The organism is Dialister pneumosintes (assembly GCF_001717505.1).
Lineage (GTDB): Bacteria > Bacillota > Negativicutes > Veillonellales > Dialisteraceae > Allisonella > Allisonella pneumosinta.
In genome coordinates this window covers 419,582-445,507 of the sequence record NZ_CP017037.1, presented here as the reverse complement: position 1 = coordinate 445,507, position 25,926 = coordinate 419,582, and the positions used below count along the sequence as shown (strand labels likewise).

Sequence of the window (25,926 nt, the reverse complement as noted above, 5' to 3'; positions counted from 1 at the left end):
TTACTTCTCCCTGTTATTTATCATTTGTTTTAATAGTTCAATCGTTTTTTGAGAACAATGCCTAAGATTTTCTACAGCACTCCAATCGTGTTCCTCTGTACTTTCTTCAAGAAGTTGATATGTTTTATGATATAACTTTTCAGCATCTAATGAAGAAACATTGCATAAACACTCTTCGTTGATAGAATCCAAAAAGTGATTAACTTTCGGATCATAAGAAATACCTACTACACGTACATGCATTAAAGAAGCAAAAATTAATGCATGCAACCTCATACCTACTAATACATCTATATTTCCAATAATAGACATAAGTTCATCTACTTTATAATTCCCTTTAAGTAAAAAAATTCGTTTATTATCTGCTTTAATAATCTTTCGAGCAGCGATTGTATCTCCGGGTCTTTGCATCGTAATGAATACAATTACTACATCTTCTTGTTCAAGTAATTTATTAATAAATACGCGAAATTCTTTTTTCCATTTATCTAACTCTTTCCACTTCCTAACACTAATGCCTATCAATTTTTTATCTAAAGGAATCTTTTGCTCTTGTAAAATTTTACGACCTTCTACTAAAGATACAGAAGGAAGAAGCATAACTGCATCTGCTGTATGATAAATAGGTTTCTTAACACCTAATCGAGTTAGAAATCCTTTCGATTCTTTGTCTCGAACAGTAATAAAATCAACATGATTCAATACATGTTTTAATACAACTCTTGTAACGCGATATCGAACAGGACCAATCCCTTGTGCAAATAAAAATACTTTTTTTCTAAAAATAACTCCCAACAGGATAATAAGCATATAATATAAAATGCTTTTACCGCTGGTCACATCTTGTAATAAACTTCCTCCACCGGAAATCAAAATATCCGTATTCCATATAGCACGTAATATTTTTATTCCATCAAATCTAGAAATAGTTTTTACTTCAAATTCTTCTTTCGTTGCTTTCGGATTCCCTGAGATAACAGTAATCTCCGGATTTTGAAAAGTGATTTGCAATGAGCGGATAATCGAATAAAGCATCGCTTCATCCCCTGCATTACTAAATCCATAATAACCGGAAAGTACAATTTTATGATTCATATTTACCTCCGAAAAACTTTGTAATTCGAAGTAAAACAATAGTAGCAAACAATGCTAAAATCATAATACCGGTACCTGCTATCAAACCATCGAAACCCCTAATGAGGCTTAATATATAAGGACTCCTCATATGCGCAAAAGTTTCAATAATAGATCCTTGTCCTATAGTAAAAGCAAGAATAAATAAATAATGAAGAAGTTGTGGCCATTTTTTATAATAAGAAATCAGAACCATGAGTATTGCCGGATGTCCAAACAAGAATTCTTTTTCCCTCGGTCTGGCATACATAACCATTTCAAGGAATCGTCTTAACTGAACTTCAAACTGTGGTACAGGAGCACCGTTATTACCACTTCTCCCTACAAAAATAAAACCGGTTACCGCCAATATTCCCATTAACAGCAACAACCCCATTTTTATGGGAATGTTACAAAACTCTTTAACAAAAGATATAAATTCAGAATCTGTTGTTACCGCTTTTTTAAAAACAGGGAATTTCTGAATATATATTAGAGAAATAAAAATAACCGGAAGTACAAAGGTTAACTTCACTCCCCTAAAATACAGAATCTCTAAAAAGAATCTAATATCTCCTAAAAGAGAAGCTACAAAATTTGCACATAGTAACACGACCAATCCCGATATCCATAAGGACAAAATCCCTTCAAGTAAAATACGTCCCCATCCATATCGAATATAAGCTTCTTCTTTTTTCCTTAAGCAATACTCCATAAATAAAGTAACAACTATTACCGGCGTACAAACAGCAACACTCATTGCTAACAATTGTAAAGGTAAAGCAGAAGAAGTTCCCCAATATAAGCCTTGTGTTACTAAGATTCCAATACTAAAAATCCAACTCCCCCAAGAAACAAGTCCAGGAATTAAAAAGAGAAGCGTAAGTGTACTCAATGCAACTGCACCAATCATAACAAAGGCTCTTACGGTTTTATTAGGATAATAAGACTCTAATATAGATGCTTTCCCTATAGAAAATCCATGATTTTCTAAACGTTCTCTTACCATTCGAATATAGGATGCATTAGTTTCTGATAACGTCTGCCCATTTTTTGCATCTTTATAAGAAGGAAATAAATTCATTCTTATATTTCTTTCTACATCACTAATATAAAAACGAGAAGCTGCCTCTGTTTGTGATAGTTTTATTAACTCTTCTTTAGACATCGCATATAAACGAACATTTTCATAGTTGCTTTGTTTCGCCACATTTAAAATCCCTTGTTGTGGTTCAAATCCCAATTGATTCTGTGCTTCAATAAGAACAATCGGAATATGCCTTTTATTTAACTCGGAAGTAAGGTATGTACTCCATTCCGTATTTACGCCTAACACTTCTTTTCCGGTAAACAAAACGGCACTTACTTTAGAAGAGACATCAACAGATTTTAAAAAATTATCAACAATTTCCTTTGTAATATGTGGACGATTCTTAGGGCGAAGAACAACATAAAAACCTTTGTCTGAAATGTCTTGTACTTGAGAGGGAAATATTCCAAGAGGCATATCGACAAAGTTTTGATAATTGACTTTCACTTCAATAGTTTCTACACCATTGAGTGTCAATACACGAAAATCTTCTTTACGAAAATTTTCCATAATTGCAGTTTTAAATTCACTAAAAATAACAGCCCCGTTCTTTTTATTAGCAGGCTGAATATAAGTACATTCTTCGTGTATCTCCGAATTGGTAAACATAGTAGAACGCATAGTGCTCCCGGATACCAAACGAATATCTCCACGATCCATTAATTTTTGAGGTGTTTCATCATATAAAGCGAGAGAAGTTATACCACTGTTTCGATATAACTCAAATAAGTCATCTGCTGTTGTTTTTTCAACAGCAGCACGCCCTAAGATATTATCATAATCATATACCATTTCTACAGTTCTAGCTTGTGTTTCCACTTGATGTCGTTGCCAGGTAATAAATAATGCCGGCATCAATGAAAGTATAACTATAATTGATAATATCTTAACTATCGTACTGTGAAAAAGTTTCATCTTTTCTCCCTTTATTTTTGGAGCTTATTATATTTCAAAAAGCCTTCTATGAAAACATCTAATTCTCCATCCATAACAGCTTGAATATTTCCGGTTTCCACACCACTTCGATTATCCTTTACCAAAGTATATGGTTGGAATACATAAGAACGAATTTGGCTTCCCCACTCAATAGCCTGTTGTTCCCCATCAATAGCTTGTTTTTCTTTTTCTCGTTTCGCTAATTCCAATTCATATAATTTTGCACGTAAAATCTGTAAACATCTATCTTTATTTTGATGTTGAGATCTTTGACTTTGACATTGTGCAACAATGCCGGTAGGAAGATGCGTCATACGTACAGCTGAACTGGTTTTATTAATATGCTGACCACCTGCTCCACTAGCACGATAATAGTCAACTCTGACATCAGCCATATTTAAATCTACTTCTACATCATCAGTAATTTCAGGCATAACATCTACAGCAGCAAAAGATGTATGTCTTCGTTTAGCTGCATCAAAAGGTGAAATACGTACAAGTCTATGTACTCCTTTTTCCGCTTTTAAAAGACCATATGCAAACTTTCCTCGTATCATATATTCTGCGGATTTAACACCTGCTTCATCTCCCGGAAGTATATTTAATTCTTCTAACTCAAAGCCTCTGGACTCAGCCCACTTTAGATACATGCGAATAAGCATTTCTGTCCAATCTTGTGCTTCTGTTCCACCTGCACCTGCATGAAAAGTGATAATTGCATTGTTGGTATCATAAGGTTCATTAAGTAAAATCTCTATTTCTTTCTGTTCCAAAATTAAGCCAATACGTTCAATTTCACTTTTAATTTCAGCCTCCATAGATTGGTCATCTTCTTCAATAGCTATTTCCAGAAGTTCCTGAATACCTTCGGCTTGTTCAAACAAACGTGTGTATGTGTCATATGTATCTTTAGCTTCTGTAGCTTGTTGAGAAATTTCTCTCGCCTTATCCGGATTATCCCAAAAAGAAGGATCACTCATTTCTATATCATAAGTTTTGATTTTTTCTTTCAATCTAGGGAGGTCAAAGTGAATCCCTGATTTCTTGTTCATGCGTAAGCATATCTGACAACACTTTTTTTAAGTCTTCCAGCATATTTTCACATCGCTTTCTTATATTTTTTATATAACAGACTTTAAGAAAACTATTCTTTTACATCTGCATTAGCTACTACTTCATTACTATTATCATCTACATAATGAGCCGTAGCACCTTCTAAGTGATTTTCTGCAGCCGGTGCTACCGGAGGTTGTTCATTTACACGCACTTGAATATGATACATATACAGAACAATCGTTTCTACAATGGTTTGTTCCATAGCTTCAAACATATCAAAAGCTTCCATTTTATATTCAACTAATGGATTACGTTGCCCATAAGAACGAAGATTAATGCCTTCTTTAAGCATTTCCATATTATCTAAGTGCTCCATCCACTTAGCATCTACAACCTTAAGCATAACTGCTTTTTCTAATTCTCTCATTAATTCAGCACCTATAGATTTCTCACGAGACTCATAAGTATCATGTGCCGATTTAATAAGTAGTTCTTCAATATCCTCTCTGCTAAGGTTTTCAATGGTTTCTAACAATATTTCATTAGGTGCCAAGAAATATTTTTCACAGTATTTTATAAGCCCTGCAAAATCCCATTCTTCGGGATATAATTTTTCATCCGCATAAATAGACATCGCTTTAATTATTAAGTCATCTACCATACGAAGAATTTGTTCTTTCATTTCATTTCCATCCAAAATACGACGGCGCTGTTCATAAAGAACATGACGCTGTTGATTCATAACATCATCATATTCAAGAACATATTTACGAGTTTCAAAGTTGCGATTTTCTACTCGTTGTTGTGCTTTACGGATAGCATTAGAAACCATTTTACTTTTAATTTCTTCATCTTCATCAAGTCCCATTTTTTCCATGAATTTTTTGATATTATCCCCACCGAAAATACGCATGAGGTTATCATCCAAAGATAAGAAAAATTGGCTACTTCCCGGATCACCTTGTCGACCGGCACGTCCACGTAATTGGTTATCAATACGACGACTTTCATGACGTTCTGTACCAATGATGACTAATCCGCCAAGTTCAGCTACACCTTCACCAAGAATAATATCTGTACCACGACCTGCCATATTAGTAGCAATAGTAACTTGTCCTTTTTGTCCGGCTTGTGCAACAATAGCAGCTTCCTGTTCATGATACTTAGCATTTAAAACATTATGAACAATATTTTCCTGTTTAAGCATCTGACTTAATTTTTCAGATTGCTCAATAGAAGTAGTACCAATTAATACAGGCTGCCCTGCTTCATGACGTCTCTTTACTTCACGTACTACCGCCTTATACTTGCCTCTGGTAGTCTTATAAATAGAATCGGATAAATCTTGACGTTGAATAGGTCTATTAGTCGGTATCTGGAATACTTCCAAACCATAAATCTTAATAAATTCCTGCTCTTCTGTCTTAGCCGTACCTGTCATCCCTGCTAACTTGTTATACATTCTAAAGTAGTTTTGGAATGTAATTGTAGCTAAAGTTTGGCTCTCTCTTTCTACAGGGCATCCTTCCTTAGCTTCAATAGCTTGATGCAATCCGTCAGAATAACGACGACCGTACATTAAGCGTCCTGTAAATTCATCAACAATAGTAACTTCCCCATCTTTAACTACATAATCTCTATCTCGCTTCATCATAGTTTCTGCACGAAGAGCTTGATTAAAAATATGGTTTAATTCCAAGTTGGAAGAATCATACAAGTTATCAACTTTTAATAAGTTTTCCATCTTAGCTACACCGGCTTCTGTAGGAGCTACTGTTTTTTGTTTTTCATCAATGGTATAGTCAACTCCTTCTTTAAGTTGAGGAATTAATTTTGCCACGGTGTAATATAAATCTGTTGATTTTTGTCCCGGACCGGAAATGATAAGAGGAGTACGAGCTTCATCTATAAGAATACTATCTACTTCATCAATTAAACAGTAATGGAGTGGACGTTGAACCATTTGATCTAAACGAGTAACCATGTTATCTCTTAAATAATCAAAACCGAATTCATTATTAGTGCCATAAGTAATATCTGAGTTATAAGCAATTTTTCTTTGTTCAAAATTAAGATCATGAACTATTAAACCTACAGATAACCCTAAGAACTTATAAACACGCCCCATCCACTCGCTATCACGTTTAGCTAAATAATCATTAACGGTAATAACATGAACACCTTTACCTTCCAGCGCATTTAAATATACAGGAGAAGTAGCAACCAAGGTCTTTCCTTCCCCTGTACTCATTTCTGCTATATTTCCCTTGTGAAGTACCATGCCTCCAATTAATTGCACATCAAAGTGTCTCATACCGAGAACACGACGTGAAGCTTCACGAACAACAGCAAATGCTTCCGGTAAGATATCATCTAAAGTTTCACCATTAGCCAGTCGATTCTTAAATTCAACCGTTTTATGCGACAAAGAAGCATCACTAAGGTTCATTAACTCCGGTTCTAATGGATTAATTTTTTCTTCAACAATCCTTCTCATTTTTTTAATATCTCGTTCATTAGAACCGTTAAATAATCTATCAATAAATTTAAACATGAATTCCGCTCCTCATTGGTAAGATGTATACATTATTACAGTATATTTTCATAAATTATATCTAGTACATTTTATCAAAACCTACTCGTATAGTCAAAAAAGAATAGCTAAAAAAGGAGTTTTCAAAAAGCAAAAACACATAGTTAAAAATTCTATATTTTTATGATTAAAAATAAAAATACTCTCTCTAAGATTTTTTATCTTAGAGAGAGTATTTTATTTAATTGTCTGCTTCAATTAAGCCATATTTCCCATCATTTCTACGATATACTACAGCCGACTCATCAGTTTCTGCATTAATAAACATAAAGAAACTATGTCCTAATAAATTCATTTGAAGAATGGCTTCTTCCGGCGACATAGGAGAAAGAGTAAAATGCTTGGTTCTTACAATTTCAAATTCGCCTTGTTTTTCTTCTATGTTTTCTGCTTCATAAAATTGTTTATTAAAAACTTGTGATGATTTAAACCTTTTAGCTATACGTGTTTTATATTTATGAATCTGACGTTCCACTTTATCAAATACTAAATCAATAGACTTATACATATCATCAGATTTTTCAACACCGCGAAGAATAACTCCATCAACAAAAACGGTAACCTCACAAGTTTCTGTCATATTGGAAATACGGAGTAATGCATTAATTTTAACCGGTTTGTCAAAGTATCTCTGAATTTTGTCAGTGTGCTTTTCTACATAACTGCGAAGAGCCGGGGTTACTTCAAGATTTTTTCCTCTAACTATAATTTCCATAATGAATCCTCCTTTTAGAGATGCACCTTTTTATCTCTTGTTTTTATTATATATGATTATCATTTTATTTCAAATATAAAACAGTTATACATATGTAATAAATTGCTTTTAAAACATTTTAACTATAATAAAAAAACATAAATTATGAAAAAGTATAACAATTAAACATATATGTTTATAATATAATTTTATATCAAACAATCTATTTATGAACAAAACAAAAGAAGCACTACTTTACAAGTAGTGCTTCTTTTGTTTTGCTAGTCTTTCATTGATTAATTCTAATTGAAACTATATCTTTATAGTCAATAAGTGATTACGCAATGACATTAACGTTAGCAGCCTGATCTCCTCTAGCGCCAGAGACAACATCGAATTCAACCTGCTGGCCTTCATTCAGAGTCTTAAAGCCTTCGGACTGGATTGCGGAGAAGTGAACGAATACGTCGCCACCATCTTCCTTTTCAATAAATCCATAACCCTTTTCTGCGCTGAACCACTTAACTGTACCTTTCATGGAAAATTCCTCCTGATAAAAAAACAACTTCGTCCTTTAAGGACTTGTGTTAAGTTTAACATAAAGAAATTTCATAATCAACTAAATTTAAATAATAAAAAGAGAGTCTTTACAACAGACTCTCTTTTTATTATTTTTTATTAGATTTTAAACTTTCATTTCGGCGACTTGAAGCATGTTCATGCCAAGTTACCCAAAGAGAAGTAGCTACGCAAATAGAAGAATAAGCACCACTAATAAAACCTACCAGCATAACCAATGCAAAATTTTTTGTCGTTTCTCCACCAAAGAAATATAAAGAACCGGTAGCGAATAAAACCGTACTTAACGTATAAAAACTTCTACGTATCGTTTGATATATCGAATCATTTGCTAAAATTTTAAAGCTATCTGTACGTTTATGAGTACGAATACTTTCTCTAATTCTATCAAATATAACTACAGATTCGTTCATAGAATAACCAAGAACTGTTAAAATGGCCGCTAAAAAAGAAGCATCGATTTCTAACTGGAAAAAAGAAAATACTCCTAAAACTACAATAATGTCATGTAAAATGGCTAGAATAGAAGAAAAAGCTATGCGATATTCAAACCGAATAGACATATAAAGAACTAACACTGCAAAAGATAATCCCACATTTAACAATGTATTTTTAGTAACTTCAGAACCGATTACTGCTCCAACAGTTTCTATTCGATTAATTTCTGTCTTCCCCACACTATCACTTATATGAGAAACAATAGTTTGTGCTTCATCAGCAGTAAGACTACGAGTACGTATAATTACTTCTTTTCCGGATTCTTCAAAAGTATCTCCACTCAATTGGATTACGCTATTTTCCAAGTTATCTTTACGAAGCCCTTCACGAACTTGTGCAACAGTAACTGTTTGCTCAAACTTTAAATCAAGAATAGTTCCTCCGGTAAAATCAATTCCGAAATTAAACCCTTTCATAAATATACAAATGAAAGCAATAATAACCAGTAAGCTTGATAAACTGAACCACCATTTACGATGCCCCACAATGTCAATTCTTTTCATTAGTTATTTCCCCTCTTTCCGCCAAACCACCACGGATTATGAATCCAAGATGCGTCAATTAGGAACATAAGCAATGTACGACTGACCGTAATAGCAGTAAACATACTTACTGCTACCCCAAGACCTAATGTAAAAGCAAACCCTTTGACAGTGCCGCTTCCTAAGAAAAAAAGAATAGCTGATGTAATAATTACTGTCATATTAGCATCAAAAATAGTAGTAAATGCACGTTTAAATCCGGACTGGATTGCTAGTCTCAATACTTTACCTGACTCAATTTCTTCCTTAAATCTTTCAAAAATTAAAATATTAGCATCGACTGCCATGCCTATAGAAAGTATTATACCTGCAATACTTGGTAATGTAAGTGTTGCATGTAATGCACTCAATATACCTAAAAGAATTAATACATATACAAGAAGAGCTGTATCTGCAACAAAACCTGACATACGATACATACCAAGCATAAAGAGTACAATTAATGAAAGTCCTATTGTAAACGCCATAACGGACTTATCTTTAGAGTCTTGACCTAAAGAAGGTCCGACCGTACGAACCTCCATAACAGATACTTTAACAGGTAAAGCACCACTACGAAGAAGAATTGCTAAATCTTTTGCTTCCTCTAAATTTTTTTGCCCGGTTATAACAGCACTGCCACCATCAATTCTTTCATTAACCACTGGATTGGTTAATAAACTTCCATCTAAATAAATTCCTATTCTACGACCAATATTATCTGAGGTTAATTGGCTAAACTTTTCAGCACCTTGTGTTGTAAAATCTAACGCAACTACCGGTGAACGATTTTCCCCTACACGTTCTTGCGCATTCTTTAAGTCTTCTCCGGTTAATGCTACACGCCCCTCTTCATCTTTAAACTGAAGCACTGCCGTTTTTCCAATAGTTTCAATCGCTTTTTTAGGGTCTTTTTCTCCCGGCAATTCAATAATAATTCGATCCGCACCTTCACGTTGAATAATCGGTTCTGTAAGTCCCATCTCATTAATACGTTTCTGCATAATATTAATAACCTGAGTCACCGCTTCCGGTGTAACCTTGTTCTCAGCAGTATCCTCTGCCTGCATAACAATATGTGTACCACCTTGAAGATCAAGACCCTGTCGTATGCTGTTAACTAACGGAACTAATGCAATAATAAATATTGCAAAAATTGCTAAAATCGATCCCCAAAATCTAAACAATTTTTTAGGTTTTAATGCATTCGTTTGCTTAGTATTCAAAAGCTCACCTCATTATCTTTATAATTCTTTTCTCTGTTACAATAGACGATACACCCATATCAAAGGGCTCTGTGGGAATAGGCTCTTCTTGTACTTGAAAATCCCAAACAACCGCTATACGCTTTTCATAAGGTATACGTTCCAAATATCTATCATAATATCCTGCTCCCATTCCTAATCGTCGTCCAAATATATCACAAGCTACAGCAGGAATTAAAACTAAATCAAGTTTTTCAGGAACAAGTGTCTCATATCCTTTTTTCAAACAACGAAGTCCTAAGGTCCCTATCTCAAAATGAGACATATCTTTAACACGTCCTGCCTCCATTTGTCTATCCGGAAGGCAAACCGGTACATATACTTCTTTCCCCAGTTTCAAAGCATCCTTTATTAACATATCCAAATTAGATTCGCCTTCCATTGCAAGGAAAGTCATTATTTTTTGTGCACTTTTATAAGAAGCAAGTTGTTGTATGTTACCGGTTAATGAAATACTCATATTAGAAAGATTTTCAACAGAAAGAGCTCGCCTTTCAGCGAGCATTCTTTTTCGAAGATTTTCTTTCTTTTTACCTATAGATAAATTATTCTTTATCATTCTGCTCTATTGTATCAGCATCTAACTCTTCATCTTCATAATCATCGTCTTCTTCATAAGCTGATGATTTCTTATTGTTATTAATATCTTGCGGTGGAGCCTGCAATGCACGCTTATCCACTTGGATAACTGTCCCCGGTGCTACTTGAACAGAAACAATGTTTCCAGATATTTTCTTGACAAGACCGAAAATACCTCCTGCCGTAATAACATAGTCTCCTTTTTTTAGCGCTTCCCAGAATTTATTTCTTTTATCCTGTTGTTTTTTCTGTGGACGATACATTCCAAAATAGAAAAATGCTAACAATAACAACAGTGGCCAAAAACCTTTCAGTGCCTGAATAATTTCGTCCATGTATTTTACCTCCCAAAAATTTATATTTTTTATTATACCATACTAAATATAGAAAATTACAAATATACAAAATTCTTATAATATATTTGTGTTTTATTATTTAGCATATTCTGCCCAAAAGTTTTCTCTAAATACAGTGAAGGAACCATTAATAATCGATGCTCTCATATCTCGCATAAATTGCAATAAGAAAAATAGATTATGAATAGTTACCAATCGAAATGCTAATAATTCTTCTGCTTTATATAAATGTCGTATATATGCTCTAGTAAAATTTTTACAAGTATAACACTGACACTCCTCTTCTATAGGCGAAAAATCTTTTTCATATTTTTTATTTTTCATATTCATACGTCCGGTATGTACCATAGCCATACCATTTCTTGCTACGCGAGTAGGAAAAACACAATCAAACATATCAATACCGCGTGTAACACCTTCAAGTAAGCAATCTGGAGTGCCTACCCCCATAAGATATCTCGCCTTATTAACCGGTAAGTAAGGGGTAGTATATTCTAACACTTCATACATAATATCATGGGGTTCTCCAACAGATAACCCACCAATTGCAATTCCGTCAAAAGGTAAAGAAGCAATTTCCAAAGCACTCTGTTTTCTTAAATCTTTGTACATTCCACCTTGTACAATACCAAACATTCCTCGATCACTTCTTGTACGTGCTTTAATACAACGTTCTGCCCAACGAGTAGTTCTTTCCGTAGATTTTTTAGCATAGTTATAATCTGCAGGATAAGGTATACATTCATCAAATGCCATAGCAATGTCGCTACCTAAATCTTCTTGTGCTTTGGTTGCTACTTCCGGTGATAAAAATTGTTTAGAACCATCAAGAATAGAACGAAAATAAACGCCTTCCTCTTTAATGGTTCGTGTATTACCTAAACTAAAAACTTGAAAACCTCCACTATCCGTAAGAATTCCTTTTTTCCAATTCATAAAGCCGTGAAGTCCTCCGGCTTCTTTAATAAGTTCTGTTCCCGGTCTAAGAAATAAGTGATAGGTATTTCCTAAAATAATTTGAGCACCCATCATTGTTAGTTCATCCGGTGAAAGTGTTTTTACGGTAGCTCTTGTTCCCACAGGCATAAACATCGGTGTTGTAAAAGTTCCATGTGGAGTATGTAAAAGTCCTGCTCTTGCTCCTGTTTTAGAATCCTGTGCAATCAATTCATAATTAATGACCATATATAATCCTTACTTTATACCCTCTTATACCTTATCAAAATATATTTACTTTTGTAATAGTACCATTAATACGTATTCCATACAAACCTTAAAATAAAAAATAGACCATGCTTTTATAAGTTGGTCTATTTTTTATTTTACTATCGTAAAAACATAGCATCTCCAAAACTAAAAAACCTATATTTTTGATTAACAGCTTCTTTATAAGCAGATAAGATATGATTTGTTCCTGCAAAAGCTGCCATCATCATAATTAAAGTAGATTCCGGTAAATGAAAATTTGTCACAATAGCATCTACAATATTCCATTCATAGCCCGGATAGATATAAAGTTGTGTCCAGCCGCCTCCTGCAACAAGAGTACCGGTTTGCCCCGCCGATTCCAACGTACGTACCGAAGTAGTACCTACTGCAATGATACGTCGCCCTTCTGTCTTTGCACGATTTACCGCATCTGCAGTAATTTGCGGAACATCATACCATTCCTTATGCATTTCATGTTCTTCAATATTTTCTTTTGCTACCGGTCTAAATGTTCCTAAGCCTACATGCAATGTTACAAAATAAACTCCTGCCCCACGATTTTTAATTTCTTCTAATAATTCTTCTGTAAAATGTAATCCGGCTGTAGGAGCTGCTGCAGACCCTTTATATTTAGCATATATTGTCTGATATTTATTTTTATCTTCTAATTTTTTATGAATATAAGGAGGTATTGGCATTTCACCAATTTGATCCAAAATACTATCAAATTCTCCATTATATTTAAAATGTGCTATTCGTCCACCAAAATCGGTTTTATCAACAATTTGGCATGACATATGTTCATTAAACACTATTTCTGTACCGGGTAATGCTTTTTTACCGGGTTTTACTAGAACCTCCCAGTTATCATTTCCTTTAGGTGATAAAAGGAGCATTTCCACTTTTCCACCGGTGCCTTTACGCTGCCCATATAAACGAGCAGGTATTACTTTTGTATTATTAAAAACTAAAACATCCCCTGCACGAATTTCATTCAAAATATCCCGAAAAGATTGATGTTCCCATTCTCCGGTTTTTTTATCTACTAACATTAATCGACAAGAGTCTCTTGGTTCTGCCGGTTCTTGTGCAATAAGATTTGTTGGTAAATCATAATTAAAATTCTCTAATTTCATTAATTATATACTCCTATCGATTAATAGATTTTTTTGATATCGGTTCCTTTATAATAATGACTTAAAATCGTTTTATAATACTCTTTATCATCATCATGTTTTCTTGCCATGGCTTCTGCCCCCCATTGTGACATACCTAGCCCATGTCCGAAACCATATCCGTTAATAACTAAATTTTTCCCCTCAATATTAAAATCAAAAAGAGTACTTCGTAATCCATACATATCTCTAAGTGCATTACCGGTTATGATTTTCTGTCCTTTACTTCCAACAAAAACCACTTGCTTAACACGTCCCGATACTCCACGATCACTGGTTTTCATTGGACCTGACTTTAACCGAGATAATTTTATACTTTTAAGCTGACCGATACTTAAATCTGTTCCAATAGACGAAAGAGGAATCGTTTTATTCCAAGAACTCTTAACCTCCGGAGTATCTTCTTCTTTAACTGCTCTAAGGTATGGAATACTCATCCCCCACACATTTTCACTGTCTTCAGTATAGCCTCCACCACTAGCATGAAATAATGCATCAATCGGTTGCCCTTGATAGGTAAGAATTTCACCTTTAGTACTGTCTACAGCTTTATCAGTGGCAGATGTTTCTGCAGAAAACCCATTATATACTTGTGAACTTGTATTATCTGTTACATCATATCCACTCGAAGCATAACCACCCATATGTTTTAAAGCATATGTTCTTGCTGCTACCGCCTGTGCTTTTAATGCATTTTCTTTCCATGTAGAAATAGATTCTGAAGGTACTACCCCATAAAGGTATTCTTCCAACGGTAATGTATTAACGACTGTAACTCCGGATTTCCCATTTGTTAAAAGCAACTTCATATAGCCTCTATATTTTTTTCCTTTCACCATAAAAGCAGCCCCATTTTTATCTGTTTTAAGAAAAACAGTATGGTCATAAGACTGATTATTAAGAGAAAGAGAAGCTCCTTTACGCTCTACCGTAAGGATAGTGCCGGCTTTAAATGCAGCCAATTTTTTACCGGTTGCTGACACCACAGAAAAGTCTTGTATTCCTGTTACTTGTGCAGACGTCGTCCCGAATAAAAGCCCTACAGAAATGTCCGGACCTAATGTTCCTTTTTTATCTGTAATTTTCATAGTACCTTTATTAGTTGCAATTTCTTTCTTATTGATTTTATTACTTAAATTTTTATCCGTTTTTTTAGTAGCTTCTATGTTTTTAGACTTTATACTCTTAGATGCACTCTGCTTAGTACTCTCTGCCACTTTTGCTTGCATAGAAAAAGATGGCATCATAGTAATTCCTAAACAGACCATCATAGTCAAAAGTATTTTCTTATTCATAAATACCTCTTTTATCTTTTAAAAAATATATTGAGAATAAGTGAACCTATGAGTGACACTATTACACAAGAAATAATAGGAAAATAAATCTCTGTATGACCTAACTTAATATGAATATCTCCAGGTAAATGACCAATGAAAGGAATTTTTTCATTAAAAGAAAAAAGAATTCCGATAATAATAAAGAGTATCCCTATTAAAATCATAATTTTGCTCATTATATCAATCTCCATCAAACAACCCCTGAGTCCTTTCACTGTTCCATGGAATTCCTAAATGATCATAAGCCGCTTTTGTTGCAATACGACCTCGTGGTGTTCTTGAAAGAAACCCTATTTGCATTAAATAAGGTTCATAAACATCTTCAATAGTAGCACGTTCTTCACTAACCGAAGCTGCTATAGTATCTACACCGACAGGTCCACCATTAAATTTATAAATAATAGTCTTCATCACTTCTCTATCAATAGCATCCAAGCCTAAACCATCAACATGAAGCTGTAACAAAGCATGTGATGCTATTGCATCAGTAATAATACCGCTCCCCATAACTTGTGCAAAATCACGCACTCGTTTTAAAAGTCGGTTAGCAATACGAGGTGTTCCTCTTGAACGATTAGCGATTTCCCTAGCTCCTTCATCCTCTATATCAATAGATAAAATTGTAGCTGCTCGCTTAATAATGAGCATCAATTCTTCAGGACTATAAAATTGCATACGAAATACAATCCCAAAACGATCTCTTAAAGGAGCTGCTAAAGCCCCTGCACGTGTAGTCGCACCAACTAAAGTGAAGGGAGGTAAATCCAAACGATAAGAACGAGCTCCCGGACCTTTCCCCATAACAATATCTAATGCAAAATCTTCCATAGCCGGATATAAGATTTCTTCAACACTACGATTTAACCGGTGAATTTCATCAATAAAAAGAACATCATGTTCTTCCAAGTTTGTTAATAGTGCAGCTAAATCTCCAGGTCGTTCAATAGCCGGACCGCTAGTAACTCTAAAATTAACTCCCAACTCATTGGCTAATATGTTAGCCATTGTAGTTTTTCCCAACCCCGGCGGACCATAAAGCAATACATGGTCCAATGCTTCTTTTCTTTTTTTGGCTGCTTCTATGTATACAGATAAATTATTTCGTAAGGTTTCTTGTCCTATATAATCTCTGAAAAATTTAGGACGAAGTGACTGCTGCCACATATCTTTGCCATTATCTTTTCTGGATACAATACGCTCTTGTTCCTGTTGATTCGATTCTAATGCCGCACTTCTTGAGCTTTTGATATGTTCCAGCACTTATTTTTTCTCCTTCCCCAATTCTCGAAGTACTAAACTGATAAATTTCCCCGGATCTGTAACATCCGAATATTCCTGATTGACTCTACGTACAATATCTGCTACTTCAATAGAAGCATACCCTAAAGATTGTAAAGCAGCCATTGCTTCTGCCTGTATTCCTGTATAGGAGGTATCTACAGATATCTTATTTGCCGACACTTCTACGCCTATCCCTTTAATTTTATCTTTCAATTCTACCAGCATACGTTCGGCTGTTTTTTTCCCAATTCCAGGTATTTTAGTTAAAGCATCAATATCTTTATTCTGTATTGCCATTGCAAATATACTCGGTTTCATAACAGATAAAATAGAAAGTGCTACTTTAGGTCCAATTTTTGATACAGATATTAAAGATAAAAATAATTCATAGGTTTCTCTAGCAATAAATCCATATAAAGTAATCGCATCTTCACGCACTGCCATATGAATATATAATTTACTTTCATCTCCAATCGCCAAGGAATCATGATCTCTATCTGTAACATGTACACGGTATCCAATACCGGATGTTTCAACAAAACATTCCCGTTCAGAAAGGGCAGTAATAGTCCCTTTTATATATCCAATCATAATTTAAGTCTCCCATAAACAGAATCATGTTCTGTTCGATAAATAGAAGTAAGGGCAATGGCTAATGCATCTGCTGCGTCATCCGGGGATATTTTGGATGTAATATGCATCATATGCATAATCATTTTTATAACTTGTTCTTTTTCTGCACGTCCATATCCAACAACCTGCTGTTTTACTTGCAACGGAGTGCATTCAAATACAGGTATATTCTCTTGATATCCTGCTAATAAAATAACTCCTCTTGCTTCGGCAACGGAAATTGCCGTAGTAATATTTTTATTAAAATATAAAGTTTCTACTCCCATGACCTGTGGTTTATAAAGAGTAATAAGCTCTTTTATCCCTTGATAAACAATATGGATTCTTTCTATAAGTTCCATTTCTTTCGGAGTTTCAATAATACCGTAATCAATAGCTCTTATCTCATTTCCATTTTTATCAACAATGCCAAACCCACAACGACCGGTACCCGGATCTATTCCTATTGCTCGCATGCCACACTCCTAAATATGAGTCTTTTCTAGCCCTCATTATATCATAATTTATCTCCATTTCCTCTAAAAACAGAATTTTTGTTCTATTTATTTTTCCCTTTATACCATGATACAGCTTCTCCAAGCATATATAAAGATCCGCAAACAACAATTACATCTTTATCGGCAGCTTCCATGACAGCATCATTTAATGCTTGTTCTACACTTATTTCTTCTTGATAAACGCAAGGTACCATTAATGCCATATCATGTGTACTTCGTGTACGCGGTGTAGGTGCTTCTACAATAAAGACTTTATCTTGGGGACGCATCAAATAAGAAATAACCGCGGTGGTATCTTTGTCCTGTAAAGAAGTGAATACAAACACTCTACGATAATCATCAAACTGTTCTTCTAACGCTTCTTTTAAAGTTTTTGCACCTGCCGCATTATGTGCACCGTCCATAACAAAAGGAATTCCATCTATCATATGCATTTCAAATCTTCCCGGCCAAAAAACTTGCATATACCCTTTTCTAATAGAATCTTCTGTAATCCTAAATTCCTGTTTTTGCAATATAGACAAAGACATAAGTGCTATACCTGCATTAATAGCTTGATGACTGCCTACCAAAGAAATTTTCATATCTTGCCATAATTTCTCCATAACCTCAAAAGAAACTTCTTGTCCTCCCGGATAAGGTTTTCTATTTTTAATAAAAAACGCTTCTTCATAAATATAAAGTGGAGATTTTTTCTTGCCGGCTTCTTTTCTAATTTCATGCAAAGCCAATCCGTCAGCTGCCGTTACACAAGGAATATTTTCTTTTATAACTCCTGCTTTATTCCAAGCAATTTCAGTAATTGTATCTCCTAAATACTTAGTATGTTCTCTAGCCACATTAGTAATAATTGATACAAGAGGTAACACTACATTAGTAGAGTCATATCTTCCTCCCATTCCTACTTCAAGTACAACATATTCCACTTGCTTCTTTGCAAAATATAAAAAAGCCATCGCTGTTAAAAGTTCAAATTCCGTAGGAAATTCACCGATTTCTACACTGACAATATCTGACGCTTTTTTTACAATAGTTGCAATCTCTGCAAATTCCTTTTTATTACTATTCCGACCAAGAGCATATATTCTTTCTGTATATGTAAGCAAATGTGGCGATGTATATCTTCCCACACGAATACCGGATGTTTCTAAAACAGAAGTAAGAAAAGCAGCGGTACTTCCCTTACCATTTGTACCGGTTATATGAATAACTTTATACTTATTTTCAGGATTCCCCAAATGAAAGAGTAAAGACTCAATCCTTTTTAATCCGGGTTTTATACCAAAAGAAGTAGCCTTTTCTAACCATGTAATTGATTCTTGATAATTCACAATCTCTACCTCCATGCAAGAAAGACCGCCTCTATATAGAGACGGTCTCTTTCTTTCAATCAAAGCTTAGCAAGAAATGCGAGTCGTTCTTCTAAAGACTTCATTTTATTTTGTAATTCTTCTAGTTTTGCCTTTTCTTTTTCTATAACAGCTGCCGGAGCTTTTGCTAAAAATCCTTGATTTGTAAGTTTTCCGGATGCACGTTTAATATCTTTTTCTAAAGTTTCTTGCGTTTTAAGAATCTTTGCTCGTTCTTTCTCTACATCTACAAGCCCGGATAACTCCATATAAAGTTCCATTCCCGTTACTACAGATGCTACTGCATTATCAGGTTTATCTGCTGAAATAGAAATAACCTTTATGTTTTCTACATGTGCCAATTTCTCAAAGTAGTCTTGATTTCTCTCCACACAAGCTTGCAAATCATCTCTCATAAATGAAATTTGGATATGACACATCTTATTAGGAGCTACATTAGATTCTGCACGCATATTACGAATAGCTTTTATAGCATCCATCATACGTTCCATTTGTTCTGCTTCCTGATCAAAAACATATTCATTGTTTACAGTAGGCCAAATAGAACGAGCAATAGTTTCACCTTCATGTGGCAAATGCTGCCATAAATGTTCGGTAATAAATGGCATGAATGGATGTAATAAAGACAACATTTTATTAAGTACATATACTAATACATATTGATTAACCTGTCTATCTCTATTATGTTCACCATATAAACGATTCTTTGATAATTCAATATACCAATCACAGAAATAATTCCATGCAAAATTATAAATACTGTCTGCTGCTTCTCCTAATTCATACTTATCTAAATTTTTACTTACATGTTGAATTGTTTTATTTAGACAAGTAAGAATCCATCGATCAGCTAAAGTAAAATCTTCTACATCGGGAACAAAAGATTCCTCATAATCGTCTAAATTCATAATAGTAAACTTGGTAGCATTCCATAATTTATTGGCAAAATTACGATTGCCTTCTACTTTTTCATAGTAAAAGCGCATATCATTCCCCGGTGTATTACCTGTCACTAAAGTAAAACGAAGCGCATCAGCACCATATGTTTCAATAACTTCCAACGGATCAATACCATTCCCCAGTGATTTTGACATCTTTCTTCCCTGAGAGTCTCGCACCAATCCATGAATAAAAATATGTTTAAATGGAATTTCTTTCATAAACTCCATAGACATAAACATCATTCTTGCAACCCAGAAAAAGATAATATCATAACCGGTAACCATTGTAGAAGTAGGATACCACTGTTTCAATTCAGCTGTTTGTTCCGGCCATCCCATGGTAGAGAAAGGCCATAGTCCGGAAGAAAACCATGTATCTAATACATCTGAATCTTGTTTAATATGTTTGCTGTGACAATGTGTACATTCTTCTAAATCAGTACGAGAAACGCAAGTTTCTCCACAATCTTCACAATACCAAACAGGAATACGATGTCCCCACCATAATTGTCTGGAAATACACCAGTCATGAATATTTTCCAGCCAATGTATATAGGTGTTTGTAAACCGCTCCGGTACGAATCGAGTCTTTCCGGATTGTACTGCTTCCAATGCCGGTTTTGCCAACGGTTCCATCTTTACGAACCATTGCTTAGTAGTCATAGGTTCTACAACGGTACTGCAACGTGAACAATGTCCTACAGCATGAACACGCTCTTCCATTTTTACAAAAAGACCTTTGTCTTTCATATCTTTAACAATCGCTTTTCTAGCTTCTTTAGTTGTCATTCCTACATAAGAACCTGCCAACTTATTCATTGTTCCATCAAGGTTCATAACAAGAATAGTTTCTAAATCATGCCGTTGTCCTACCTCAAAGTCATTCGGATCATGTGCCGGAGTAATCTTCACACAACCGGTACCATAAGCAGGATCCACATAACTATCTGCAATAATAGGAATTTCACGACCATTAACAGGTACAATAGCCATTTTTCCAATAAGATGTTTATATCTTTCATCTTCCGGACTTACTGCAATAGCTGTATCTCCCGGAATCGTTTCCGGACGAGTAGTTGCTACTTGGATAGTTCCACTTCCATCTGATAACGGGTAATTAAAATACCAAAGAGATCCCTGTTCTTCTTTATACTCAACCTCAATATCTGATAAAGCTGTATGACAGCGAGGACACCAATTCGTGATTCTATTCCCTTGATATATAAGTCCTTTTCCATACAGAGAAACAAATACTTCACGAACAGCTCCGGCACAAATATCATCCATAGTAAAGCGTTCACGAGTCCAGTCACAAGAAGAACCCAATCTACGGATTTGTTGCCCTATGCGATCTCCATATTCTTCTTTCCATTGCCAAACTCTTTCTAAGAATTTTTCACGACCTAAATCATATTTTGTTAAACCTTCTTCTGCTATTTGTTTTTCTACTTTAACCTGTGTAGCAATACCGGCATGGTCTTTTCCCGGTAACCAAAGTACATTAAATCCCTGCATTCTCTTATAACGAATAAGAATATCTTGCAATGTATTATCTAAAGCATGCCCCATATGTAATTGTCCTGTTACATTAGGAGGAGGCAACACAATACTATATGGCTCTTTAGTTTCATCAACTTCATCATGAAATACACCATGAGTCTCCCAGTAGTTATACCATTTCCCTTCAATTTGACCAGGTTCGTATTTATCTAATTCATCTGTCAAACGCATCCCTATCACTCCTATAAATAAAAAATGCCCTTTCATCCTATAGGACGAAAAGACTTCCGCGGTACCACCTAATTAATCAATTAAGATCTCTCATTGGCGGGTAACGACCGCAACGTGCATTTTTAATACCTGCTCAGGGGTGACTTGTCAGAACATCCCTACCACTTTACACCAACCAGCAGCTCTCTAAAAAGGATAAAAAGACTTCTTCCCATCTACGCATTTACACTATAATCATAACAGGCAAAAAAAGAAAAGGCAAGATTTCTTGAAATAATAATTATTTAATGAATAAATTCGACTCTATTTTTATAATTGTGCTACAATAAGGACTAGTTACAAGTCTGAATATAGATTATTACAATGCAATCCAACAGGAATCTCCCATATATCGAGAACATATACCAGATCTTATTCAGATTTATTTAATTGTCTTTCCTGTCGGATACACTACGAGATAAATTGACCATGAATATGTTAAAAAAAGAAAGAATCATACAAACTATAATTTTCACAATTTCCACATTAATTGTGGGACTTTTACTGTGGTATATTCATTACTTAAATCCTGAATTCTACACAACTATTTTTAGATTAAGTACAAAAGGAGATATGGTAGGTCTTGCCGATTATATTTCCTCCTTTGGCTATTTGTCTGCAGCCATTACTATTCTTTTACTTGCGCTAAGTAATGTAACCGGAATTCCGACAATTCCGTTCCTTACCGTAGCAGGAATAATTTTTGGACTCGTTCCTGCCATTATTATTTCCTGGCTGGGAGAATTTATCGGTTGTGTACTCAGCTTTGCTTTTACACGTTTCTTTTTCCGTGCGCATGCTGAGAAAATTATTGAAAAAAATAATATGCTTACAAAACTCGACTCATACAGTACAATGCGAACTATGTTAATCGCAAGAATTGTTCCTTATACTCCAAACATTTTAGTTAATGCATTAGCTGCTGTCAGCAGTTTATCATTTAAAGCTCATTTTTGGGCTACTTTCTGGGGAAAATTACCTTGCGTTATCATTGAAGTATTCTTGGGTCATGATTTATTAAGTCTTTCTGAAAACGGATTGCGATTTGTACTTCTATTACTATTACTGCTAGCCGGTTATCTTTATTTACATTGGAGAAAAAAACAAGGTAAAGAACTTTTTTAATCATTTACACAGGGTCATAAATAAAAAGATACGAATGAATATTTCATTCGTATCTTTTTATTTATGACATTTATAAGACATTATTTTTTATACATTGCAAAGCCTCTTTGGCTGCTTGTTGTGCTGCTGATTTTTTGCTTTTTCCTACACCATGTCCCATGCATTTCCCTGCAATATATACATCCATCCAAATAGTTTTATCATGATCAGGACCTTCATTTTTAGCTACTACATAAGTGATATTTATATTTCCTTGTTGTTGTACCAACTCTTGCAAATCAGATTTATAATCATGATCATAAGTACCTTGCTCAACCATATCTAAAAACTTTTTCATATGTGCAAGAACAAAAGAAACAGTAGTCGTATAATCATTGTCTAAGTAAATAGCACCTATAATGGCTTCAAAAGCATCTCCTAAAATGGATTCTCGAGTACGCCCTCCGGAGAGTTCCTCTCCTCTCCCCAGAAGAATATGTTCACCAACCTCAAACCTAGCAGCACATTCTGCGCAAGATTGTAAACACACCACACTTGCTTTAGCTCGTGTCAAATTACCTTCAGACCACTGAGGAAATCTTTTAAAAAGGTATTCCCCTACAACCAAATCAAGTACCGCATCACCTAAAAATTCAAGTCTTTCATTATCATGGTATTTTTTATTCTTATGCTCATTTATAAAAGATGTATGTGTTAAGGCTATATTAAGAAGATTTAAATCTTTTATAGGAATATGATTTTTTTCTACAAAAGAAGATAATTCTTTAACTCTATTTTCAAACCTTTTAACATGTCTTTGTTTCATTACTTAGGCTTTCTCATTACAAGTACAGCATTATGTCCGCCAAATCCGAAGGCATTGGACATCGCTACATCCACTTTTACCTCTCTTGCACCTTCGGTTACATAATCCAAATCACATTCTGCTTCTCTTTCTTTACAATTAATAGTTGGCGGAATCTTGTCATTTTCTACTGCTAAAGCACAAACTATAGCTTCTACTGCGCCTGCTGCTCCCAATAAATGCCCCATCATAGACTTCGTAGAACTTACAGGCACATCATACGCCTTATCACCTAAAAGTTGTTTAATAGAAGTCGTTTCCGTTAAATCATTAAGATGTGTAGACGTACCATGTGCATTGATATAGCTTATAGTATCCGGTGTTAAACCTGCATCCGCTAAAGCTTTCTGCATACATGCTACTTGAATAGTTCCACCTGGTCTTGGTGCTGTAATATGATAAGCATCGCCATTAGTACCATATCCTGCTAATTCGGCATAAATATGTGCGCCTCTTGCTACAGCATGTTCCCATTCTTCAAGAATAAGAATACCGCTTCCTTCCCCCATAACGAAACCGTCACGGCGTGCATCAAATGGACAAGAAGCTTCTTCCGGTGCACATTCTCTATTAGAAAGAGCTTTCATGGCTGCAAATCCCGCCATAGGTGTTGCACATATAGCCGCTTCTGTACCACCGGCAAACATAATATCTGCATCGCCATACTGAATCATGCGTGCTGCTTGTCCTACCGCATTATTCCCGGAAGCACAAGCTGTTACATCGGTTAAAACCGGGCCTTCTAATCCAAAGTGGATAGAAATATGTGCTGATGGCATATTAGCAATCATCATAGGTACGGCAAATGGATTCACTTTAGTCGGTCCACGCTTTTCAACTCGTGTAATAGTTGCTTCTGTAGTACTGATTCCACCAATTCCTGTTCCGATAAAGGTCCCTACACGACCGGCTTCTTCTTTAGAAATATCAAAACCTGCATCTTTAGCTGCCATAATTGCTGCAGCTAATGCAAACTGAGAATTTCTGTCCATATGGCGGATAGATTTCTTATCTTCAATGAACTCTGACAAATCAAAATTCTTAACTTCTCCTGCAATTTTCACCGGAAAATCAGTGATATCAAAAGAAGTAATAGTGGATATACCTGATTTGCCTGCCATCAAGTTAGTCCAAAATGCTTCTAAACCAATTCCTAAAGGAGAAACTACGCCAAGTCCAGTAATAGCTACTCTTCTTTTCATCAATGCACCTCTTTGTAACTAGAGCATTTTATTGCTCATAAATAACGACAATATATAACCTTATGTACTGAAATTTAAAATAAAGTTAAAGCTATCAACCATAAGACGATAGCTCAAAAAAATAATCACCTTTAAATTGATATACTTTTTTGAAATATCGTCTATCATATGGCAGCCGGGGATAACTAGTATCCCCGGCCTCCAAAGACATACATTTACTTCATCAAACCAACTAATTACTGAATCTGCTGGTCGATGTATTCTACTGCATTACGAACAGTCTTGATTTTTTCTGCAGCATCATCCGGAATTTCAATTTCAAATTCTTCCTCAAATGCCATAATCAATTCAACAATATCTAAAGAATCTGCTCCCAAATCATCAATGAATGTGGAGTCAATCTGTACATCAGCTTCATTTACACCTAACTGATCTACAACAATTTTCTTTACTCTGTCAAATGTACTCATCCCTGTCACCACCTTTCCATTTTATTTTCACATCCTAGATTATATTACATTACCATGCCGCCGTCTACTTGCAAGACTTGACCGGTAATATAAGCTGATTCATCAGAAGCAAGAAATGCTACCGCATTTGCAATATCTTCTGCTCTTCCTGCTCTCTTAAGCGGAATAGTTTCCAACATACCTTCTTTAATATTTTCAGGAATGACATCCGTCATATCCGTTTCAACAAATCCCGGAGCTACTACATTAACACGAATACCTCTTCCGGCAAGTTCTTTAGCAGCAGACTTAGTAAACCCAATAACACCCGCTTTAGCTGCTGCATAATTTGCCTGTCCCGGATTACCTGTAATCCCTACAACGGATGAAATATTAATAATAGCACCGCTCTTCTTACGTACCATCATGGAAGAAGCTGCTTTTGTAGTTAAAAATACCGCTTTTAAATCCGTATCCAATACTTCATCCCATTGATTTTCTTTCATGCGGAGCAAAAGCGTATCTCTAGTAATTCCTGCATTATTTACTAACACATCTAATTGCCCCCAAACTTCCTTAATGGTAGCAAACATTCTATCTACATCTTCTGTAGAAGAAACGTCTCCTTGTAACAGAATAGCTTGTCCACCTTCATTTTCAATTTGAGTTTTAATAGCATTTGCTTCTTCTGCACTACGACCATAATTAATAGCTACAGCGAAACCTTTTTTTGCCAATTGTAAAGCAATCGCTTTTCCAATACCTCTGGAAGCACCTGTAACAAGTGCTGTCTTCATAGTTATTTCTGACATA

At 35.0% G+C, this 25,926-nt stretch carries 24 protein-coding genes; 1 reads left to right on the top strand and 23 read right to left on the bottom strand.

The window, feature by feature from the left end; translation table 11 throughout:
* From csaB to BCB69_RS02130, 19 genes are all read right to left on the bottom strand, one after another.
* Complete coding sequence (csaB, locus tag BCB69_RS02220) at positions 1-1,095, bottom strand: polysaccharide pyruvyl transferase CsaB (RefSeq protein WP_069176890.1); 1,095 nt, start codon at positions 1,093-1,095, stop codon at positions 1-3.
* Positions 1,085-3,118: a DUF5693 family protein gene (locus BCB69_RS02215; RefSeq protein WP_069176889.1), complete on the bottom strand. Its 2,034-nt coding sequence runs from the start codon at positions 3,116-3,118 to the stop codon at positions 1,085-1,087. The genes csaB and BCB69_RS02215 overlap by 11 nt, the downstream gene beginning before the upstream one ends.
* 11 nt (positions 3,119-3,129) lie before the next feature.
* Positions 3,130-4,234 (bottom strand): peptide chain release factor 2 gene (gene prfB / locus BCB69_RS02210; RefSeq protein ID WP_335582819.1). Its coding sequence is split into 2 segments (ribosomal slippage): positions 3,130-4,164 and positions 4,166-4,234, totalling 1,104 coding nucleotides; the frame shifts between segments, so codons are not numbered across the junction.
* Positions 4,235-4,283: 49 nt separating this feature from the next.
* Positions 4,284-6,749: a preprotein translocase subunit SecA gene (secA, locus tag BCB69_RS02205; RefSeq protein WP_022513965.1), complete on the bottom strand. Its 2,466-nt coding sequence runs from the start codon at positions 6,747-6,749 to the stop codon at positions 4,284-4,286.
* A gap of 220 nt (positions 6,750-6,969) precedes the next feature.
* Positions 6,970-7,503, bottom strand: coding sequence for a ribosome hibernation-promoting factor, HPF/YfiA family (hpf, locus tag BCB69_RS02200; protein ID WP_022513964.1), 534 nt, complete (start codon positions 7,501-7,503; stop codon positions 6,970-6,972).
* Positions 7,504-7,819: 316 nt separating this feature from the next.
* On the bottom strand, positions 7,820-8,020 hold the full coding sequence (locus BCB69_RS02195) for a cold shock domain-containing protein (RefSeq protein WP_069176888.1): 201 nt from the start codon (positions 8,018-8,020) through the stop codon (positions 7,820-7,822).
* A gap of 130 nt (positions 8,021-8,150) precedes the next feature.
* Positions 8,151-9,062, bottom strand: a complete 912-nt coding sequence (gene secF, locus BCB69_RS02190) for a protein translocase subunit SecF (RefSeq protein ID WP_022513963.1) — start codon at positions 9,060-9,062, stop codon at positions 8,151-8,153.
* Complete coding sequence (secD, locus tag BCB69_RS02185; protein ID WP_022513962.1) at positions 9,062-10,306, bottom strand: protein translocase subunit SecD; 1,245 nt, start codon at positions 10,304-10,306, stop codon at positions 9,062-9,064. Before secD ends, secF begins: the two co-directional genes overlap by 1 nt.
* A 4-nt stretch (positions 10,307-10,310) precedes the next feature.
* The gene (locus BCB69_RS02180; RefSeq protein WP_022513961.1) at positions 10,311-10,904 is read right to left on the bottom strand and encodes a 5-formyltetrahydrofolate cyclo-ligase; all 594 of its coding nucleotides are present in this window, start codon (positions 10,902-10,904) and stop codon (positions 10,311-10,313) included.
* Positions 10,891-11,259, bottom strand: coding sequence for a preprotein translocase subunit YajC (gene yajC, locus BCB69_RS02175; RefSeq protein ID WP_069176887.1), 369 nt, complete (start codon positions 11,257-11,259; stop codon positions 10,891-10,893). Before yajC ends, BCB69_RS02180 begins: the two co-directional genes overlap by 14 nt.
* 96 nt (positions 11,260-11,355) lie before the next feature.
* A complete protein-coding gene (gene tgt, locus BCB69_RS02170; RefSeq protein ID WP_069176886.1) occupies positions 11,356-12,465 on the bottom strand; it encodes a tRNA guanosine(34) transglycosylase Tgt in 1,110 nt (369 codons plus the stop codon).
* Between the two features lie 140 nt (positions 12,466-12,605).
* Positions 12,606-13,625, bottom strand: coding sequence for a tRNA preQ1(34) S-adenosylmethionine ribosyltransferase-isomerase QueA (gene queA, locus BCB69_RS02165; protein ID WP_022513958.1), 1,020 nt, complete (start codon positions 13,623-13,625; stop codon positions 12,606-12,608).
* A gap of 20 nt (positions 13,626-13,645) precedes the next feature.
* Positions 13,646-14,959, bottom strand: a complete 1,314-nt coding sequence (locus BCB69_RS02160) for a SpoIID/LytB domain-containing protein (RefSeq protein WP_107528608.1) — start codon at positions 14,957-14,959, stop codon at positions 13,646-13,648.
* Between the two features lie 11 nt (positions 14,960-14,970).
* Positions 14,971-15,177: a DUF2905 domain-containing protein gene (locus BCB69_RS02155; protein ID WP_022513956.1), complete on the bottom strand. Its 207-nt coding sequence runs from the start codon at positions 15,175-15,177 to the stop codon at positions 14,971-14,973.
* A 4-nt stretch (positions 15,178-15,181) separates the two neighbouring features.
* The gene (gene ruvB / locus BCB69_RS02150) at positions 15,182-16,165 is read right to left on the bottom strand and encodes a Holliday junction branch migration DNA helicase RuvB (protein WP_107528622.1); all 984 of its coding nucleotides are present in this window, start codon (positions 16,163-16,165) and stop codon (positions 15,182-15,184) included.
* Between the two features lie 96 nt (positions 16,166-16,261).
* The gene (ruvA, locus tag BCB69_RS02145; protein ID WP_022513954.1) at positions 16,262-16,873 is read right to left on the bottom strand and encodes a Holliday junction branch migration protein RuvA; all 612 of its coding nucleotides are present in this window, start codon (positions 16,871-16,873) and stop codon (positions 16,262-16,264) included.
* Positions 16,870-17,370, bottom strand: a complete 501-nt coding sequence (gene ruvC, locus BCB69_RS02140) for a crossover junction endodeoxyribonuclease RuvC (protein WP_069176885.1) — start codon at positions 17,368-17,370, stop codon at positions 16,870-16,872. Before ruvC ends, ruvA begins: the two co-directional genes overlap by 4 nt.
* An 83-nt stretch (positions 17,371-17,453) precedes the next feature.
* Complete coding sequence (locus tag BCB69_RS02135) at positions 17,454-18,743, bottom strand: bifunctional folylpolyglutamate synthase/dihydrofolate synthase (protein ID WP_069176884.1); 1,290 nt, start codon at positions 18,741-18,743, stop codon at positions 17,454-17,456.
* A gap of 59 nt (positions 18,744-18,802) precedes the next feature.
* Positions 18,803-21,454: a valine--tRNA ligase gene (locus tag BCB69_RS02130; protein ID WP_069176883.1), complete on the bottom strand. Its 2,652-nt coding sequence runs from the start codon at positions 21,452-21,454 to the stop codon at positions 18,803-18,805.
* A 468-nt stretch (positions 21,455-21,922) separates the two neighbouring features.
* Here BCB69_RS02130 and BCB69_RS02125 point away from each other — a divergent pair, with 468 nt between their 5' ends.
* The gene (locus tag BCB69_RS02125) at positions 21,923-22,618 is read left to right on the top strand and encodes a TVP38/TMEM64 family protein (RefSeq protein WP_022513362.1); all 696 of its coding nucleotides are present in this window, start codon (positions 21,923-21,925) and stop codon (positions 22,616-22,618) included.
* A gap of 70 nt (positions 22,619-22,688) precedes the next feature.
* Here BCB69_RS02125 and rnc read toward each other — a convergent pair whose 3' ends face one another.
* From rnc to fabG, 4 genes are all read right to left on the bottom strand, one after another.
* A complete protein-coding gene (gene rnc / locus BCB69_RS02120) occupies positions 22,689-23,423 on the bottom strand; it encodes a ribonuclease III (RefSeq protein WP_069176882.1) in 735 nt (244 codons plus the stop codon).
* Positions 23,423-24,664 (bottom strand): beta-ketoacyl-ACP synthase II, encoded by a 1,242-nt coding sequence (fabF, locus tag BCB69_RS02115; protein WP_069176881.1) that lies wholly within the window; start codon positions 24,662-24,664, stop codon positions 23,423-23,425. The genes rnc and fabF overlap by 1 nt, the downstream gene beginning before the upstream one ends.
* 236 nt (positions 24,665-24,900) lie before the next feature.
* Complete coding sequence (locus tag BCB69_RS02110; RefSeq protein ID WP_022513365.1) at positions 24,901-25,134, bottom strand: acyl carrier protein; 234 nt, start codon at positions 25,132-25,134, stop codon at positions 24,901-24,903.
* Positions 25,135-25,178: 44 nt separating this feature from the next.
* Positions 25,179-25,925 (bottom strand): 3-oxoacyl-[acyl-carrier-protein] reductase, encoded by a 747-nt coding sequence (gene fabG / locus BCB69_RS02105; protein ID WP_022513366.1) that lies wholly within the window; start codon positions 25,923-25,925, stop codon positions 25,179-25,181.
* Position 25,926 lies beyond the last annotated feature (1 nt).

Excerpts from the sequence above, each read along its gene's own strand:
- csaB (WP_069176890.1), bottom strand. The coding sequence starts at position 1,095 with ATGAATCATAAAATTGTACTTTCCGGTTATTATGGATTTAGTAATGCA.
- BCB69_RS02215 (WP_069176889.1), bottom strand. The coding sequence starts at position 3,118 with ATGAAACTTTTTCACAGTACGATAGTTAAGATATTATCAATTATAGTT.
- secA (WP_022513965.1), bottom strand. The coding sequence starts at position 6,749 with ATGTTTAAATTTATTGATAGATTATTTAACGGTTCTAATGAACGAGAT.
- hpf (WP_022513964.1), bottom strand. The coding sequence starts at position 7,503 with ATGGAAATTATAGTTAGAGGAAAAAATCTTGAAGTAACCCCGGCTCTT.
- BCB69_RS02195 (WP_069176888.1), bottom strand. The coding sequence starts at position 8,020 with ATGAAAGGTACAGTTAAGTGGTTCAGCGCAGAAAAGGGTTATGGATTT.
- secF (WP_022513963.1), bottom strand. The coding sequence starts at position 9,062 with ATGAAAAGAATTGACATTGTGGGGCATCGTAAATGGTGGTTCAGTTTA.
- BCB69_RS02180 (WP_022513961.1), bottom strand. The coding sequence starts at position 10,904 with ATGATAAAGAATAATTTATCTATAGGTAAAAAGAAAGAAAATCTTCGA.
- yajC (WP_069176887.1), bottom strand. The coding sequence starts at position 11,259 with ATGGACGAAATTATTCAGGCACTGAAAGGTTTTTGGCCACTGTTGTTA.
- tgt (WP_069176886.1), bottom strand. The coding sequence starts at position 12,465 with ATGGTCATTAATTATGAATTGATTGCACAGGATTCTAAAACAGGAGCA.
- queA (WP_022513958.1), bottom strand. The coding sequence starts at position 13,625 with ATGAAATTAGAGAATTTTAATTATGATTTACCAACAAATCTTATTGCA.
- BCB69_RS02160 (WP_107528608.1), bottom strand. The coding sequence starts at position 14,959 with ATGAATAAGAAAATACTTTTGACTATGATGGTCTGTTTAGGAATTACT.
- BCB69_RS02155 (WP_022513956.1), bottom strand. The coding sequence starts at position 15,177 with ATGAGCAAAATTATGATTTTAATAGGGATACTCTTTATTATTATCGGA.
- ruvB (WP_107528622.1), bottom strand. The coding sequence starts at position 16,165 with ATGTGGCAGCAGTCACTTCGTCCTAAATTTTTCAGAGATTATATAGGA.
- ruvA (WP_022513954.1), bottom strand. The coding sequence starts at position 16,873 with ATGATTGGATATATAAAAGGGACTATTACTGCCCTTTCTGAACGGGAA.
- ruvC (WP_069176885.1), bottom strand. The coding sequence starts at position 17,370 with ATGCGAGCAATAGGAATAGATCCGGGTACCGGTCGTTGTGGGTTTGGC.
- BCB69_RS02130 (WP_069176883.1), bottom strand. The coding sequence starts at position 21,454 with ATGCGTTTGACAGATGAATTAGATAAATACGAACCTGGTCAAATTGAA.
- BCB69_RS02125 (WP_022513362.1), top strand. The coding sequence starts at position 21,923 with ATGAATATGTTAAAAAAAGAAAGAATCATACAAACTATAATTTTCACA.
- rnc (WP_069176882.1), bottom strand. The coding sequence starts at position 23,423 with ATGAAACAAAGACATGTTAAAAGGTTTGAAAATAGAGTTAAAGAATTA.
- fabF (WP_069176881.1), bottom strand. The coding sequence starts at position 24,664 with ATGAAAAGAAGAGTAGCTATTACTGGACTTGGCGTAGTTTCTCCTTTA.
- BCB69_RS02110 (WP_022513365.1), bottom strand. The coding sequence starts at position 25,134 with ATGAGTACATTTGACAGAGTAAAGAAAATTGTTGTAGATCAGTTAGGT.
- fabG (WP_022513366.1), bottom strand. The coding sequence starts at position 25,925 with ATGTCAGAAATAACTATGAAGACAGCACTTGTTACAGGTGCTTCCAGA.